The following is a 15,602-nucleotide window of genomic DNA, read 5'->3' as shown; positions in this document are numbered from 1 at the left end:
ATTTAAACCGAAAAAAGGATTGTCCGGTCCCATCCGAGGATGAGGCTGGGCAATCCTTATACTAAAAGTATTAACGAAGCCAACTCTCCAGTAAGGCAAGGTCCGTGACCTCGCCCAGAACGGCTTGGGTGATCTTCCCGCTCCCGTCAATGATAAACGTGGCGGGCAATGCGGTAACACGGTATAGCCCGGCTATTCTGCCTGTGACATCAATAGTGACCGGGAAGGAGAACTCATGGGCCTTCATATAGTCAGAGACGGTGCCTTTGGACTCGCCTACATTGATGAACAAGGTCTCCACAGAAGACGCGGATGATGTCCCTACCCCGGCTAGCAGAGGCATCTCCCGCACACAGGGCTTGCACCAGGAAGCCCAGAAGTTAATCAATACCGTTCTGCCGCGATAATCCTCCAGGCGAACCTTTTCCCCGGTTATGGTGGTGGCTTCAAAAAGCGGGGCGGCCGCCCCCGGTTCTATGCTGCCCGCCGGTGACTCGTCTTCCCGCTGCACGGTCTGGATGACAACCCAGATGACCGCACCAACAATGGCGACCATAATCAGCAGGTTCAGCCTGCGGCGGTACTGCTTCATTTCAGCCCCAGACTGTGGTTGAAGGCGGCGTACAGGGAGCCATGCTCCTTGCGGATAGCAGCCGTTGAGCCTGCGCCGACATTGCGTCCATGGCTTAAGAATACAATTTGGTCTGCGGTATTCTCAGCAACCTCAAGTTGATGGGTGGAGAAGACCACGGTCTGTCCGGCGGCCTTGATCTGCTGTAGCTGCTTCACGAACTCATTCATCCAGAAGGGGTCCAGTCCATTGGTTGGCTCGTCCATAATCAGCAGCGGCGGTTCCGCCAGCAGGGCTTGGGCCAAAAGCAGCCGCTGGCGCATGCCTTTGGAGAAGGTATTCACAATCACCTTCCGTTTGTCTTCCAGACCGACTTGTGTCAGCACCTCTTCTACCCGGTTCTTGCGCCCAGGGACCTTGCGCAGCGCCGCCCAGAAGGTCAACGCCTCTTCCGCTGTCAGTCCCTGGCTGAACTGATAATCATCCGGCATATAGCCTAGCTGCTTGGAGTAAGCCTTACGGTCCTTGCTCCAGCGAAGCTGATTGACTGTTATCTCCCCTATGGTGGGCTGCAGGATGCCGGCAAGCATCCGCAGCACGGTGCTTTTACCGGCTCCGTTCCCCCCGCAGAGGGCAAGCACATGACCAGGGGCAACCTCGAAGCTGATTCCCTCCACCAGACTTTGCTTCTTGATAACTTTCGAAACTTCATGTACTCGTACAAACGGACTATCCACGGGAACGCCCCCTTTCCCAGATCCCATACACGGCAACAATCGACAGGCTGATCCAGAGCAGGCAGATCCCTATAAACAGAACGCTGCCTTGGGGCCGGCTGATCCATGTGACCCATTCATAATATTCCGGACCCAGCACAGAACCGCCGCCAAGCTTCACCACGACGAACAGCCGCACCAGCTCGGCAGGATTAAGTATCGTTAATACGGTCAGAGCAGGTTTGATCCACAGATAGGGCAGCCAGCCCAGCATGGCGATCAGAAAGGTTGGCCAGCCAATGACCGTGAAGAACCACACCGCTACAGATACCGTCAGCGCTTGCCAGCGGTTGCGGGATAAGGAGCCGATGAACAAGGCAATCGTCAGGAATAACAGCACCAGCCCGGCTGAGAATGCCAGAAAAAGAAAATAAGTATCTGCGTCAAAGCTCATTCCGGTGAAGCCGCTGATAAAGCCCATCAGGCCGTAGCCGAAGGCTACGATGACCAGTAGAACGGCGGCAAGACCGGCATATTTGCCAAGGATAAAGGACATCGTTCCAATTGGATAGGTAGACAAGAGCTGCCAGCTGCCCTCCTCCTTCTCTGAAGTTAAAGAAAAGGAGCCGAGGAAGAGCGTCATTAGCGGCAGCAGATAGAGGATCAGGTTTAGCATGGATGCAGTCACCGCAGAGTAGCCCTGAACCATATTCTGTGAATTAATCAGCAGCAGGCTTAAGCTAAAGGTACAGAACAGAGCCAGAAAGGAATAGGACCAGGGATTGCGGAAGCCCATCTTCAATTCTCTTCGTGCAACTTGTATTAAATCGGTCATAGTGATGTCTCCAGCTCTTTAGAATGGCAGCGCCCTAGTGCCCTGCTTCTCCGTTCTCCTCCTCATGGCTATGGCTATGACCTTCGCCGTCCATCTCCATGTTCATCATGTCCGTGTTCTGCTTCCAATCATGGGAGGACAAATCTCCGGCGGTCAGCACCTCTCCAACGCCTTGCTCTGCCACAAAGGCTTCGGCAGAAGCCGTATCCTTGAAGCTGATCACGCCATAAGCCATCGGTGTACGCAGGGTTTCGGCATAGACATAGCTGGCCTTGCTGAATTCGATCCATGCCTTGTCATTGTAATCACGGACATAATCCATGCCGATATTGTCGCTCCCGTTCTGTTGCTTCCATTCATTCATACAGCCAATATCGTCAAATTTATAGTTTTTGCCTTCCTTAGTTGTCAGTTGGGTGGCAAAAGCATCATCCTTGACCTGCATGTTACAGATCACGCAGATATCGACGTCTTCATTAATAGCCAGCGCTTCATATTTCTTCTCTCCACAGGCGCTCAGGACAAACAGTCCCATGATCAGGATCAGCACAGCACTCCATTTTCTCATAATCGCAATACCCCCATATATAGAATTGTAATAACAGACAGAAACAATAACACCCAGCCCGCTACCATCACGGGGCCTTGGCCGCCGGTTGGCGCTTCCGCCCCTTCTGCTACTCCGATCTGCATCAGCGGCGCTTGATCACTTGTCCACTGCTGCTTGTCATTAGCAACCATCCCGCTCAGAAAGTTCATCCCCGGCGATTGAAAAAACAGCTGGTAAGCACCATTTCGCTTAATAAGCTGCTGATAGAACGGATTCACCGCATAAGGAAGATCACTTACTCCGTCACCAGTGATATCCAGTCCCTGAAAGGAATCCCAGTAGTTTCCGTTCATGAGATTGTCCTTGCTGCTGACAGCTTCGGCTTCAATCACATTGGCAATAAACCCATTGCGCTGAAACTCATTGCCTTCTGCCCCTTCAAACTGGATGCCGATGAAATTCCGCAGCACTACATTGTCCAGCAGGATATTATCTGAGGACCGCTGCATATAGATGCCAACCCGGTTGCCCTCCACCACGTTGCTCTTGATAGTTGAGGTGCGGACATCATAGAGTAAGATGCCCTGGGAATGCACATTCTGACTCTGCTTGCGAAAGGAATTGCCGGACACGAGCACATCGGTCACTCCCATCACCATGGCTCCGGTCACATTGTATTCGCCGGTATTATTGGTAACCTCAGAGCCGTTGATATACATGCAGTGTACCCCGTAGCGCAAATTGTAGAGCCGATTCTGGTCTACCTTCGTATTGCGGCTGTTCTCCAGGTAGATGCCATCCCGCAGATAGGAGATTTCATTCTCCCTGATCTCAATTCCGTGAGCGTTATACAGATCAATACCGTTGCCTCTTGTTCCCGGCGGCTGGCCTTCAGGTATAAACCAGCGGATTCGATTACGGGCAATAAGACCGCCACTTGCTTCACGTAGCACAATGCCGTAACCGCCGGTATGGATCGCGAGGTCTGTCAACGTGACCTGATCGGCTTCGACGCGAACCGCTGCCGCTTCGCCGTCGTTGTCCTGCCGGATGTTGAGGCCTTGCAACTGAACGCCATCTGCAGTAATCAGCACGGCAACATCGGCTTCCGGTGAAGAATTCCGCAGCGTGGCTTGCCCATCACCGTGGATTGTCAGCCTCTTGTCTATACGTACTGGCCCCGTGTAGGTACCGGGCGCCAACCGGATAACCTCTCCGCTCCGGGCAGCATCGATGATCGGCTGAAGCGGCGTAGCGGTAGGAGCGGTTTCAGCTGTAGCTATACCGGGACCGTTACAAAGTATCCATAACAGGGCCAACAGGAAGAACAGCTTCCGGCAGGCCGGTCGACAGGTAATCGCAGAGCTCCTGTATGGGTTGGACATCGTTCACCTCCTGAGCGTGGGTGGCTGCCGTAATGACACACTTGTTCAGTGTAAAGGGAGTCCGCGTTGCTGCCTATAGCTCGATGTGGCTATGCTTCTGGCTTTAATGTGTCAGATTTGTGAGATATGTCACTACAAGTATAGCCATCGAAGAGTGTTCTATTTAAATGTAAGAAAAAAGAACCTATCCCGGACGATTGTAATCGTCTGAGATAAGTCCTTGCTCCAATGCATATCTTGTAAGCTGTACCCGATTCTGAAGCTGCAGCTTCTGCAGAATGTTTTTGAGATGATTCTTGACCGTGTGCTCGGAAATGCCGTGTTTGACGGCAATTTCCTTGTTCGTCCAGCCAGCGGCAACCCCGTTCAGGATATCCTGTTCTCGTGCGGTGATTTGTACCTGTGGGCTGTTTTTTTGTGATAAGGAGACATCCTTCAGAATCTGGTAGGCAACCTCCCGGCTTAGCGGTGCCTCTTCATTGACAATCGAATGCAGATATTGCAGCCAGGTTGAAGGGGCCAGGTTCTTCAGCAGGTAACCCTGTGCACCACGCTTCAGTGCTTCGAGCAGGTGAATCATATCATCAGAGACAGTAATCATCACGATCTTAACGTAAGGACAGCTGAGCTTGATACGTTGAGTGGCTTCCAATCCGTCCATCCCTGGCATCTGGATATCCATCAGGATCAGGTCCGGCAACCATTGCTCAGTGTATTCAATCGCTTCGTGTCCATTGCTGACTACCCCAACCACCTGGAAGCTGGGGTCCATCGACAGAATCTCGCAGATCGCCTCTCTGGCATGTGCATGGTCATCCACGACCAACACGCGTGTAAGAGTCATTTTTTCTCACCTTCCTTGCTGATTGCTACTACGGTATGGTCGTGGTCCCGGCACAACTTCAGCTTCCACTGCATCGCCTTGGCACGTTCCTTCATAATGTTCAAGCCATAGCGGTCGGGATGGGCAAAAGGGTTGCCTTCGAACCCTCTTCCATTGTCTTTCACAGTCACGGTCCAGCCTTCCCGACTGCCTTCGCCGCTGATCAATCCTGTGGTGGCACCCGAATGTTTCTCAATGTTGACTACGGCTTCGCGGATACAGGCCAACAGCTCGATGGTTTCCTTAGGCGAAAGCTCCTCATCTGTCAGTCTCCAATCGATATCGAGCTGCATCGGCGCATTCTGTGCCAGCTTGTGAAGCTTATACTCCAGAGTTTCGTGACTGCCTTCTGACTGCTGCACCTCCGGTTCAACCTTCAGATCGGTGATAGCCTGACGGACATAACGGTTCACCTCATGAACGGTTTTGCGGATCTGGTAGATATCCTGCTGATGCTGCTGCGGGTCTTTCTCACCTTCCAGACGGTCTACCTTAACAGAGAGCAGAAACAGGGATTGCGCAATACCGTCATGAAGCTCGTTGGCCAGCTGCTCCCTTGCTTTCCAGGCAATCGTGGCCGAGCGTTCTTGCTCCAGCTCCCGCTGCATCCGTTCGAGAATACGAAACAACTGGCTCAGCAGCGTTACACTCACCAAATACACGATCAGCGGCGTGAGCCAGTTGCCCAGATCCATAGTAATATACGACAACAGAAATTGATGCCGCACATATTCCCAGATGCCCACCGTTAGGGTAGGAATGAGAAGAATCATCCATTTAATATATTTGGTTTTCATAATTAACGGCATAACCCTCTTTCCATGGTCCATTTCACACTATTGTGATTGTAACATGCCCCGGGGAACTGCAGCTTGTTCAGCAAGCAGACCATTTGTTGATCCAGATAAGTTTCTCAAGATCACCTTCACCAGCGGTACAGACATGCTATAATTGAGAATAGTTATCACTTACAGGAAAGCGAGAATTCAGTATATGTCTACATCATTAATGCTCCATATTCCAGAGCTTGCCCATCCGCTATGTGTCCCCATATCCGTCAGCAATCTGAGTGAGCATGCTGTACAAGGTTATGAATCTCCCACTCCAGCGGTTTCGGTGCTGATCGTCGTGACGGGCGGCGGAGGTTATGCGGGAATACGTGGCCAGCTTCATTCTTTGACTGCGGGAAGTATATTGGCTTGTGCAGAAGTTCCGCAGCTGGAGCCGGATGGTGCGAACAGACTTCAAGGAATATGGATTGATTATATCAGTCTCAGTCCGCACACCCCCAGCTTCTCACGTCTAACCGGTGCAGTTCCGCTTCATCAAGTCTCTTCGGGAACGGTTGCCCGGGCGGCGGCGCTGCATCACGCCTGGAATGAACCCCAGGAGGGTCAACCATTCGCAGTGCAGCAGCTGTTTGCTGAACTACTGACAGAAATCTACAGCGGCTTAGCCGCTAAGTTGAACGCTTCGGGCGGCTGGTTCGGGCCAGTGCTGAAGTATATCGAAGCCCACTATAATGAAGATTTGACCCGTGAGCAGATGGCGGTGCTGGCCGGTGTTAGCCCGGAGCATTTCTCACGCACCTTCCGCCGGATGGCGGGACAGACCTTCAGCACCTATCTCAATCTGCTTCGCATCCGCAGGGCACAGCTGAGGTTACTGACCGGCAAACCGAGCTTAACGGCGCTGGCTCAGGAGGTTGGTTATGGCGAAGGAACTTATCTGAGCCGTAAATTCAAACAGATTGTAGGCGTATCACCGACAGTCTACCACCAACGCACCAACAAAAAAGTGGCAGCTCTCAACTACAATCATACGGCCAGCCTGCGTGCGCTCCAGATCACCCCCTGCTTAGGGGCGTATTCGGCCTGGCATGAGCGCCTGGAGTCTGTACCTGCTGCGCAGAAGCTGCACCTGAATACAGCCGACGACACCCTGCTGTATGACTCGGTGGCTGCGGCTGAACCTGATGTCATAATCAGCTACAGTCTGCCCAGAGAGAACCGCAGCCTTGTGCCGCTTGCCCCGGTGCTTGAGCTGCCCTACATGCAGATGAGCTGGCGCCAGCAGTTCCGCAGGATTGCCGATGTCGTCGACCGGCGGCAGCAGGCCGAAGAATGGCTGCTGTCCTATTCGCAGCTCTGCAGCGAAGCGAATCTGCAGCTGGACCGGTCCATCGGTGCTGTAAGAGGCTCCGCGATCGTATGGGAGATCAGTACCCGCAGTGCCTATTGCTTCGCCGGGAGTTACGGCCGCGGCTGTCATGTTCTGTATGGGGATCTTGGATTCTATCCTCCTTCTCTGCTTATAGACAACAATATAATGGGCAGCGGGTACTTGGAGGCCCCCATCGAGCAGATTCCCGGCTACCCGGCAGACTATATTTTTATCACCGGACTGCCTACAGATGCTGAAGGTAGCAAGCGTGTCGGGCAGTTGTTCCTCTCTTCGGCATGGTGCCAGCTGGAGGCCGTACGTAACCGACAGGTCTATATACTTGATGAAGCCGACATGTTCTATGGCTTTGATCCGCTCTCGTCACTAGCTCAGCTGCAAGTGCTGCTCCAGGCTTTAACATCATAAAATTGCATATGCCGGCATCATTTCTGTCCATGGTATTTTGACGGAGAAGCTTGTACAGTTGTAAATGAGAATGATAATCGTTATACATAAGGAGGAGTTACCCGTTGTTCACTACACACACAGCCAGTAAGTCCAAGAAATCATGGCTGCTGATCCCTCTGCTGCTGACATTGATCCTGCTGCTCTCAGCTTGCGGGGATTCCAATGCCGCCAATTCTGCCAAGTCAGAGACTGGCAATAGTCCTGCAGCCACAGTTCAGCCTTCTGCCGAAGCGTCTCCACCGGCGGATACAGCAGAAACTGGATTTAAGACCGTTACTACGGTAAATGGAGAGATTGAAATCCCAACTCAGCCGAAGCGGATTGTAGCCGAGGAGTATCTGGGCAGCCTGATTGCGCTTGATACCATTCCCGTAGGCGCTCCCGGGTTGACGCTGAAGAATATGTATTATCAGGAAGCGCTTCAGGGTGTCGAGGATACCGGCGAATATGGCAAAATGTCAGCGGAGAAGATCCTTGCACTGGCACCCGACCTGATCATTTCAGGGCAGGCGGAAAGCTATGAAGCCTTAAGCAAAATCGCCCCAACTGTTATTGTTCCTTATGGTGATCTGAAGGATGCCCATGAGGAGCTGACGTATTTCGGCAAGCTGCTGGGCAAGGAAGCTGCTGCGGAGGAATGGCTGTCCGAGTATGACCGGCGGATTGCGGAGGCCAAAGCCAAAGTGGACAAGGCGATCCCTGCCGAGGCTACCTTCACCATCATGGAGGACGGCGGGAAATCGATCTGGGTATACGGGGACAATTTCGGACGTGGAGGACAGCCGATCTATCAGGCGCTTGGACGCAAGCCTCCCGCAGCCATAGCGGATGAAATTATGGAGAAGCAATGGGCGGAAATCTCTGCGGAGACGCTTAGCACCTACGCAGGTGACTATATCATCATGACCTCCAATTCGCGGACAGTGGAAGATTACAAGGCTGACAGTATTTGGAGCAGTCTTCCGGCTGTAAAAAGTAACCATCTCTACGTATGGAAAGAAGAACGCTCCTGGTATTATGATCCAATCGCCGTCCTCTCTCAAACCGAAGAGCTGGCCGAATGGCTAAGCCAATAGGCGAATAGCTGTATAGCTGTATACGCACAAAAAACACTCTTATATTTGCACAAAGACCGCGGGAGCAATAATTGCTCACCGCGGTCTTTGTTTCTAGATATAGAACGTGAACTTAAGAATGTTACATACGGAGCTGCCAGGAAGCCCTATGGTTCAGGATTTCTGGCAACTCCACTACTCCATTCTTAAGTTCATCTTATATGGCTACTCTCTTAGTGTGATGACTGTGGCTGCTTCTGTTGGAGCACGGATGGTTAGGGTTTGAGCATCTATGCGTTCAGTTCGAGCACGAATACGTTCTCGCGAGTCACAGCGGACCGTATGGCCCTTTTTATCTGTTTTTAGGCTCATTTGATTTGCTGCTGACGGTCAGTATGTAGCACAGCAGCAAGCTGATGATAACATAGCCGGCTATCATGCCTACCACGCCATGCCAGCCGAGGCTGCTGAATAACATGCCGCCACCGGTACCGCTGACACTGGACCCTATATAATAGAAGAATAAATAAAGCGCATTGGCCTGCGAGAGATGAGTGTCAGCGGCCAGACCGACCCAACTGCTGGCAATGGAATGGCTCCCGAAGAAACCAAAGGCAAACACGGCCAGTCCGATGATAGTGACCCATAGGCTGTCGTTAAGCGTAAGCAAAGCTCCGAGCAGAAGCAGCGCCAGTCCCAGCACCAATACGCGGCTGCGGCCGTAGCGGTCTGCAAGTCTGCCCATCCAAGTAGAGCTGAACGTTCCCATCAGGTAGACTACGAAGATGCTGCCAACCAGTGACTGGCTTAAATTATAGGGAGCGGCGGTCAGCTTGAAGCCAATATAATTAAACAAGGTCACGAAGCTGCCCATCAGCAGGAATCCGAGTCCATACAGGCAGAGCAGCCGTGGGTTACGGAGCTGGGACCACAATAGGGGCACGACTCCACTAAGTCGCGATGTCCGGCTGACGAAATGCCTGGATGACGGAATCACCATCCAGAAGATCAGCGCGGAGGCTACACCGAGCAGCCCAATGGTGCTGACGGCATAACGCCAGCCCCATATATCGGTCAGCAGACCGCTGATCATCCTCCCTGCCATCCCGCCAATGGAATTGCCGCTGATATACAATCCCATCGCATACCCCAGACTGGCGGGTTCAATCTCCTCCACCAGATAGGTCATGGCAATGGCGGGCAAGCCGGCTAATGCCACACCCTGCAGCACCCGCAGGATCAGCAGCAAGACAAACGATGGCATGACAGCAGTCAGAATCGCGATTACGGATGCCGTTACCAGAGAGGCGGTCATGATCGATTTGCGCCCCCAGGCATCTGACAATGAGCCGATAAGCAGCATGGTCAGCGCCATGGAAATGGTGGTTACGGATAAAGACAAGCTGGCCTGAGTTGGAGTGATCGCGAAGGTCTCCGATAGTTCAGGCATTAAAGGCTGAAGGCTGTATAACAGAGCAAAGGTGCTGAACCCGCCTGCGAACAAGGCGAGGCTGGTGTTGCGGAACATTCGGGTGCCTTGCTGAATTTTCATGTCATCACCTTCTATACGGGTCGTCCCGGACGGCAGTAAGGACCGGTTGACCGGAACCCCCTGCTGTTATTTAAGGAACAGCTTGCGTTCCATATGTGTCAGGAATTCGTAACCGTCCTCAGTGACCACAACTGTATCTTCAATTTGAAAACCGCCTGCTCCCAGCTCATAATAGGGCACCTCTACGCAGAAGACCATTCCAGGCTGTAGTTCCCGGTGATCATTTGGCGCAAGGATGATGTCATCGTACAGCTCCAATCCGATAGCATGGCCTACATGCTGGCGTCTATAGTGGGGGATGCCTTCCTTCTGTACCCGTCCTACCGCCGCAGCAAATACCTCCGAGGCTTTTACTCCGGGACGAACCGTGTCCAGCGCCTGCTCCCAGCCATGCCGCACAGCCTGGAAATGCCGCTGCTGCCAGGCTGTCGGTTCACCCAATACTGCTGTACGTCCGGTATCTCCCCAGTATCCGTCCAGCGTAAGGCACAGATCAAAGCGCACCTGGTCTCCCGGTTCAATGACCCGGAAATAATTCTCGATCAGCGGCAGCGCGCTGCGCGGACCGGCTCCCACCGCAGTCATCGCGGGCGTCGCCCCGCCCTTCATCACTGTCAGCCGGTAGTGCTCAGCCAGCTCCGCTTCATGCACACCTGCGGCGATCAGGCCGATCAGCTCCAGCTCCGCCTGCTCGTTCAGAGCCGCTGCCCGGCGCAGGCGCTCCACCTCAAGCGGTGTTTTGATCTGACGGATCTCGCGGAACAGCTTATAGGCGGGAATCGCTCTCCCGCCGGGAAGACCTTCAGCCAGCCGCTGAAGATGTTCAGGCGCAATCCGCATCTCATCGACACCGATAGGCTGGCCTGTAATGCCAAGATCTGCAAGCGCGGCTTCCAGCGCTTCCACGGGTCCGGCATAGCTGCGGGTAGACTGCATTAACTGGTAGAACCGGTCGATGTCCGGTGTGGAAGGTTTGCCTTCAATAGACCCCTCCACGAAAAAATCACTGTACAGATACAGGTCCACTCCTTCGATCCCCGTCTGCGCGACCACACCAAGCCGGTTGGTTGGAATAATTACACAAGATCGTACGGATGGTTCTTTCGGCATTACTGCATAGATCTGCATGGTCCAGTTACTCGCCCGCAGCGGCGAGCCCAAGGTGTAGGTGACGTTCTCCGGAGTAGTTGCAATAAGAGCAGCCAGCCCATGGTTGTCCATAATTTGTGAAGCCCGTTCCCGGTTCGCTGCCGGTGCAAGGCCATTAAGCTGATTCATTGGGAGGTCCTCCTTTTATTTTGTCGCAGCAATAGAGCCTGCTCTTACATTGGACGGCGAAGCCGTTTCTTCTTAGGACGCTCACCCAGCAGCGTAGCCACTCCCGGAGCCGACCGGACGACCAGCTTGATCACAAAGAACAGAGCCAGCGCGAAAGCAATCAGCACAACAGAAACGACGGCAATGGTAGGGTCCTGCCATTTCTCCATATAGAGGAACAGCTGAATAGGCAAGGTGTAGCTTCCCTGCCGCAGGATAAGCAGCGCAGTCTCCACCTGGTCAAAGGTAAAGACGAACGAAATCGAGCCTGCGAGCAGCAGTGACAGACGAAGCTGGGGCAAGGTGACGGTGAAGAAGATCCGCACCGGACTTGCACCCAGATCAGCTGCCGCTTCCCGGTGAACCGGGCTTAAATTTGCCAATGCTCCGCCAATAATGGAGAGCACAAAGGGAAAGACGATAACAGCCTCGCCCAGGATCAGCGCGAACAGGCCGCCGGCAATATGCATTCTGGAGAAAAGAATCAAATAGGCGATACCCAGTGTGATCTTCGGAACCACCATAGGTGACATAAACAAAGCACGCAGCAGCCCTCTCCCCGGAAAAGGATATTGCACAATCGCCAAGGCAGCCAAGGTGCCGCAGAACAGGGCCAATAGTGTAGCTCCGGAGGAGGCAATCATGCTGTTGCGGAAAGCCTCCAGAAATTGCGTCTGCTCGCTCAGCTTCTGGTACCACTCCAGTGACAGCCCTGCAGGCGGAAACTTGCTGGAGCTGCCTGTACTGATAGAGGTCACGGCAATCATCAGCAGCGGGGACAGCAGATACAGGCAGATCAGCCCTGCTGCTGCATAGAGCAGCCATTTAAAGCTCCATCCGGCTTTCATTCTCATCAGCGGGAACCCCCTTCTGCCACGGTCCGCCGATACATCAGCCATTCTGCTGTTCGGTTAACCAGCAGCGAGACAGCTATCGAAGCGGCGAACAAGAACAGGCTGGCTACCGCAGCCATCGGCCAATTGGTGTCCAGTGTCCGCTGGTAAATAAAGACCGGCAAGGTCATCACCCGTCCCCCGCCGATCAGCTGGGGGGTAGTGAAGGCGGTGAGGCATAACGTAAATACAATCTGTACACCACTGGCGATTCCCCGTGCGGATAAGGGCAAGGTAATGGTGAGAAACGTTCGCCATTTCCCTGCGCCCAGATCATGAGCTGCGGCCTTCAGATAAGGATCACTCTGCGACAACACATTCAGCAGCGGAAAAATCATAAACGGCAGAAAGATATGAACCAGTGCAACTACAACACCTGTCTCGTTGTACATCATTTCAAACCCGCTGTCGGTGAAGCCAAGCCGGATAAACAGCCAGTTCATAAAGCCCTGGCGGGAGAGCAGCAGCAGCCAGCCGTAGGAGCGGACCACCGCACTGACCAGGAGTGGCAGAAAGGTAATCAGCAGCAGCGTCTGTCTCCAGCCGGGACTGCGCAGCCCGGCGATGCAGTAGGCCAGCGGATAACCGAGCAGCAGACTCCAGCAGGTTACTTTCAGCGCAATCCGGAAGGTAGTACCGATGAGTGTCCAATAATAAGGGTCAGTAAGAAATGCTCGGTAGGCATGGCTGCTCCAGGCGCGGGCCAGTGTGCCGTTCTCGTACAGATCGAAGCTGTACCTTCCAAAGATCAGCAGACCGCCGAGATAAACGATGCCCATCAGCAGCAGTGAGGGCAACAGGAGCAGCAGTTGGGTGACCCAGGAGTGATTTCGGGAGGACAACAGCTCAATAAAACGGCTGGATTTCGCACTCATCCCGGTTCCTCCCCGTGCCCCGACAGGGCATCCTCCAGGAACAGAACATCCTCGGCGTTAAATCCCAGCTGCACCTGCTCTCCGGGCTGATACCGGATATCTCCCGGCTGGTACAGCACATTCGCCTGCAGCTTGAGCTGCGGTCCAGCCTCCAGTGAATATTGAATATTCGCTCCGCCGTAAGTACTGTCAGTTACGGTGCCCATCCAGCGGTTCACACAGTGTTCAGCGGCAGGACCGATTCTGACATATTCATACCTAATGGACAACATGCCGTGAACTCCGGCCTGTGCAGCCAACTTGAGCTTGGAACGGCCAGCAACCACCTTTTCACCGCAGCTCTCCACAAGCAGATTTGTATGATCCCTACTCTTCACCTGAGCGGGCAGCAGGTTCGTATCCCCGATGAACTTGGCTACAAAGCTGTCTGCTGGACGTTCATAGATCTCGGAGGGTGTGCCATATTGCAGTAGTCTGCCGGCCTTCATGACTCCGATCCGGTCTGACATATTCATCGCTTCATGCTGGTCATGGGTTACAAATATAAAGGTTCCGCCGAATTCCCGCTGAATTCGCTTCAGCTCCCGCTGCATGTCCAGCCTCAGCTGCATATCCAATGCGGAGAGCGGCTCATCCAGCAGCAGCACCTCAGGACGGTTAACCAACGCGCGCGCGATGGCCACGCGCTGGGCCTGTCCGCCGGAGAGCTGTGAGATGGAGCGGCGGCTGTAGCTTCCCAACTGCACCAGCTCCAGAATTTCGCCCACCCGGCGTTTAATTTCGGCTGCTCCGGTCTTCTGCACTTTCAATCCATAAGCGATGTTATTGTAGACATCCATGTGCGGAAACAGGGCAAGCTGCTGAAAGATCATATTCGTGTTCCGCCCATATGCAGGGATGTGGGTAACATCCTTACCTGACAAGAGGATTAGGCCTTCGTCGGGGTGCTCCAGACCGCCCAGGAGCCGAAGCAGGGTAGTTTTGCCGCAGCCGCTTGGACCCAGGAGGGAGACGAATTCTCCCCGTTTGACCTGCAAGTGAACCTGGTTCACCGCCGTTTGTCCTGCATAACGTTTCACTGCCGCACGTGTTTCAATTGCGATGTCATCTTGATCGTTGCTCATTCTCCGCTCCTCCCTCCAATGTTGTGAGAATTTCATAGGATGCTCTACGGCTTACAGCTCAGTTTTGACCAGCCGGTCCCAGAATTCCTTCCACTTAGAGCTGTCCTTGGCCAGGGTTGCCCAGTCGGGATTAATACCCTTGCTCTGAACTTCAATCGAGAATGATGGATCATCCTTGTATTTGTCGGGAATAGCAGCTGTTGTACTGGTAACGGGAGTGCCTGTAGCTTCGGCGTAGCGGGAAAGCGCATCTGCACTGAGCAGCTCATTGATAATTTCGTTGGCCACTTTCTGCTGCTCCGGTGTGGAGCCCTTCACCACCTGAAGAGAATAAGGGAAGGAAATCGCCCCTTCCGAAGGGTAGGTAACCGCCAGCGGGGAGCCACCATCGATCCAGGTCTGTGCTACCTGTGCACTGAATGGGGCAATCAGGGCATCACCGGAATCAAGCAGTCCTTTTAATTGGTCGTTGGAGGTAACCAGGGTTCCGATCTGATCGCTGTGCTCCGCCCAGAACTTGAAGGCAGGCTCGGGATTATCATAGGTGGCTCCAAGCTCATCACCCTTCACGGCAATCAGCGGAGAAATGTAGGCGTAGAACATGTAATCCCACATTGCGGATTTGCCTTTAAACTCTTCGTTCGTCCATAAATCATTCCAGCTGGTTGGCGGTGTCTTCACCAGATCCTTGTTATAGACCAGGGCAAAGGAAGATACGCCCCATACAATACCCTTGTTATCTGCAGTATGGAAGGCTTCCGGGATATCCTTCATGTTGGTGACGATGGCAGGATCCAGCGGTTCCCACATATCATCATTCAACCCTTTGGCACTGGCATCTGCGTTAAAATAACCAAAATTGACCACGGGATTATTGGCATCGGCCTGCTTGCCTGCCACCATCTTGGGATACATCACAGAGTTGGAGGATTCTTCAAACGTAACCTCCACGTTCGGATGAGCTTTGACATATTCGGCTACTACCTCTTTGGGTACGATATCCTGATTGGAGCCTGCCCAGATGAACATGGTCAGCTTGACCTTCTCTCCGCTGTCCGTGGCTGCCGTACCCGGAGAGTCAGTCGCCGTATTAGCCGTATTATTGGAAGGAGATGCTGCATTCCCTCCACCGCAGGCGGACAAGGCAAGCAGAGAGGCTAGAGTGAGACTGGTCAGAAATACCGAACGTTTATTCATTGCATTTGTCATTGTTAA

15 protein-coding genes are annotated in these 15,602 nt (G+C 53.4%); 2 read left to right on the top strand and 13 right to left on the bottom strand.

Annotated features, from left to right (window positions below):
• Positions 1-70: 70 nt before the first annotated feature.
• The 7 genes from B9T62_RS12105 to B9T62_RS12075 all read right to left on the bottom strand — a co-directional run bounded on the left by B9T62_RS12105 (position 71) and on the right by B9T62_RS12075 (position 5,737).
• Entirely contained in the window at positions 71-592 is a 522-nt protein-coding gene (locus tag B9T62_RS12105) for a redoxin domain-containing protein (protein WP_087915484.1), read from the bottom strand.
• Entirely contained in the window at positions 589-1,308 is a 720-nt protein-coding gene (ccmA, locus tag B9T62_RS12100; RefSeq protein ID WP_245864427.1) for a heme ABC exporter ATP-binding protein CcmA, read from the bottom strand. The genes B9T62_RS12105 and ccmA overlap by 4 nt, the downstream gene beginning before the upstream one ends.
• Positions 1,301-2,122: an ABC transporter permease gene (locus tag B9T62_RS12095; protein ID WP_087915482.1), complete on the bottom strand. Its 822-nt coding sequence runs from the start codon at positions 2,120-2,122 to the stop codon at positions 1,301-1,303. Before B9T62_RS12095 ends, ccmA begins: the two co-directional genes overlap by 8 nt.
• 34 nt (positions 2,123-2,156) lie before the next feature.
• Positions 2,157-2,690: a nitrous oxide reductase accessory protein NosL gene (locus tag B9T62_RS12090; RefSeq protein ID WP_087915481.1), complete on the bottom strand. Its 534-nt coding sequence runs from the start codon at positions 2,688-2,690 to the stop codon at positions 2,157-2,159.
• Positions 2,687-4,057, bottom strand: a complete 1,371-nt coding sequence (locus B9T62_RS12085) for a right-handed parallel beta-helix repeat-containing protein (RefSeq protein WP_087915480.1) — start codon at positions 4,055-4,057, stop codon at positions 2,687-2,689. Before B9T62_RS12085 ends, B9T62_RS12090 begins: the two co-directional genes overlap by 4 nt.
• A gap of 184 nt (positions 4,058-4,241) precedes the next feature.
• Positions 4,242-4,901 carry a response regulator gene (locus B9T62_RS12080; RefSeq protein WP_087915479.1) on the bottom strand — a complete coding sequence of 220 codons (660 nt, stop codon included), beginning with the start codon at positions 4,899-4,901 and terminating at the stop codon, positions 4,242-4,244.
• A complete protein-coding gene (locus tag B9T62_RS12075) occupies positions 4,898-5,737 on the bottom strand; it encodes a sensor histidine kinase (RefSeq protein ID WP_087920247.1) in 840 nt (279 codons plus the stop codon). Before B9T62_RS12075 ends, B9T62_RS12080 begins: the two co-directional genes overlap by 4 nt.
• Positions 5,738-5,933: 196 nt before the next feature.
• Between B9T62_RS12075 and B9T62_RS12070 the strand changes: the two genes are divergently transcribed.
• Complete coding sequence (locus B9T62_RS12070; RefSeq protein WP_087915478.1) at positions 5,934-7,529, top strand: AraC family transcriptional regulator; 1,596 nt, start codon at positions 5,934-5,936, stop codon at positions 7,527-7,529.
• Positions 7,530-7,633: 104 nt separating this feature from the next.
• On the top strand, positions 7,634-8,647 hold the full coding sequence (locus B9T62_RS12065) for an ABC transporter substrate-binding protein (RefSeq protein ID WP_087915477.1): 1,014 nt from the start codon (positions 7,634-7,636) through the stop codon (positions 8,645-8,647).
• Positions 8,648-8,978: 331 nt separating this feature from the next.
• Here the strand turns inward: B9T62_RS12065 and B9T62_RS12060 are convergent, their stop codons facing one another.
• The 6 genes from B9T62_RS12060 to B9T62_RS12035 form a co-directional block, all read right to left on the bottom strand.
• Positions 8,979-10,178, bottom strand: a complete 1,200-nt coding sequence (locus B9T62_RS12060) for an MFS transporter (protein ID WP_087915476.1) — start codon at positions 10,176-10,178, stop codon at positions 8,979-8,981.
• 66 nt (positions 10,179-10,244) lie between these two features.
• Positions 10,245-11,456 carry a M24 family metallopeptidase gene (locus B9T62_RS12055; RefSeq protein ID WP_087915475.1) on the bottom strand — a complete coding sequence of 404 codons (1,212 nt, stop codon included), beginning with the start codon at positions 11,454-11,456 and terminating at the stop codon, positions 10,245-10,247.
• A 44-nt stretch (positions 11,457-11,500) separates the two neighbouring features.
• Positions 11,501-12,349: an ABC transporter permease gene (locus tag B9T62_RS12050; RefSeq protein WP_087915474.1), complete on the bottom strand. Its 849-nt coding sequence runs from the start codon at positions 12,347-12,349 to the stop codon at positions 11,501-11,503.
• Positions 12,349-13,263 (bottom strand): ABC transporter permease, encoded by a 915-nt coding sequence (locus B9T62_RS12045; protein WP_087915473.1) that lies wholly within the window; start codon positions 13,261-13,263, stop codon positions 12,349-12,351. The genes B9T62_RS12050 and B9T62_RS12045 overlap by 1 nt, the downstream gene beginning before the upstream one ends.
• A complete protein-coding gene (locus B9T62_RS12040) occupies positions 13,260-14,387 on the bottom strand; it encodes an ABC transporter ATP-binding protein (protein ID WP_087915472.1) in 1,128 nt (375 codons plus the stop codon). The genes B9T62_RS12045 and B9T62_RS12040 overlap by 4 nt, the downstream gene beginning before the upstream one ends.
• A gap of 51 nt (positions 14,388-14,438) precedes the next feature.
• The gene (locus B9T62_RS12035) at positions 14,439-15,596 is read right to left on the bottom strand and encodes an ABC transporter substrate-binding protein (protein WP_087915471.1); all 1,158 of its coding nucleotides are present in this window, start codon (positions 15,594-15,596) and stop codon (positions 14,439-14,441) included.
• Positions 15,597-15,602 lie beyond the last annotated feature (6 nt).

The sequence above is a fragment of the Paenibacillus donghaensis genome (genome assembly GCF_002192415.1).
In the GTDB taxonomy this organism is placed as follows: Bacteria; Bacillota; Bacilli; order Paenibacillales; family Paenibacillaceae; genus Paenibacillus_AQ; species Paenibacillus_AQ donghaensis.
This window is presented reverse-complemented; position numbering and strand designations above follow the sequence as displayed.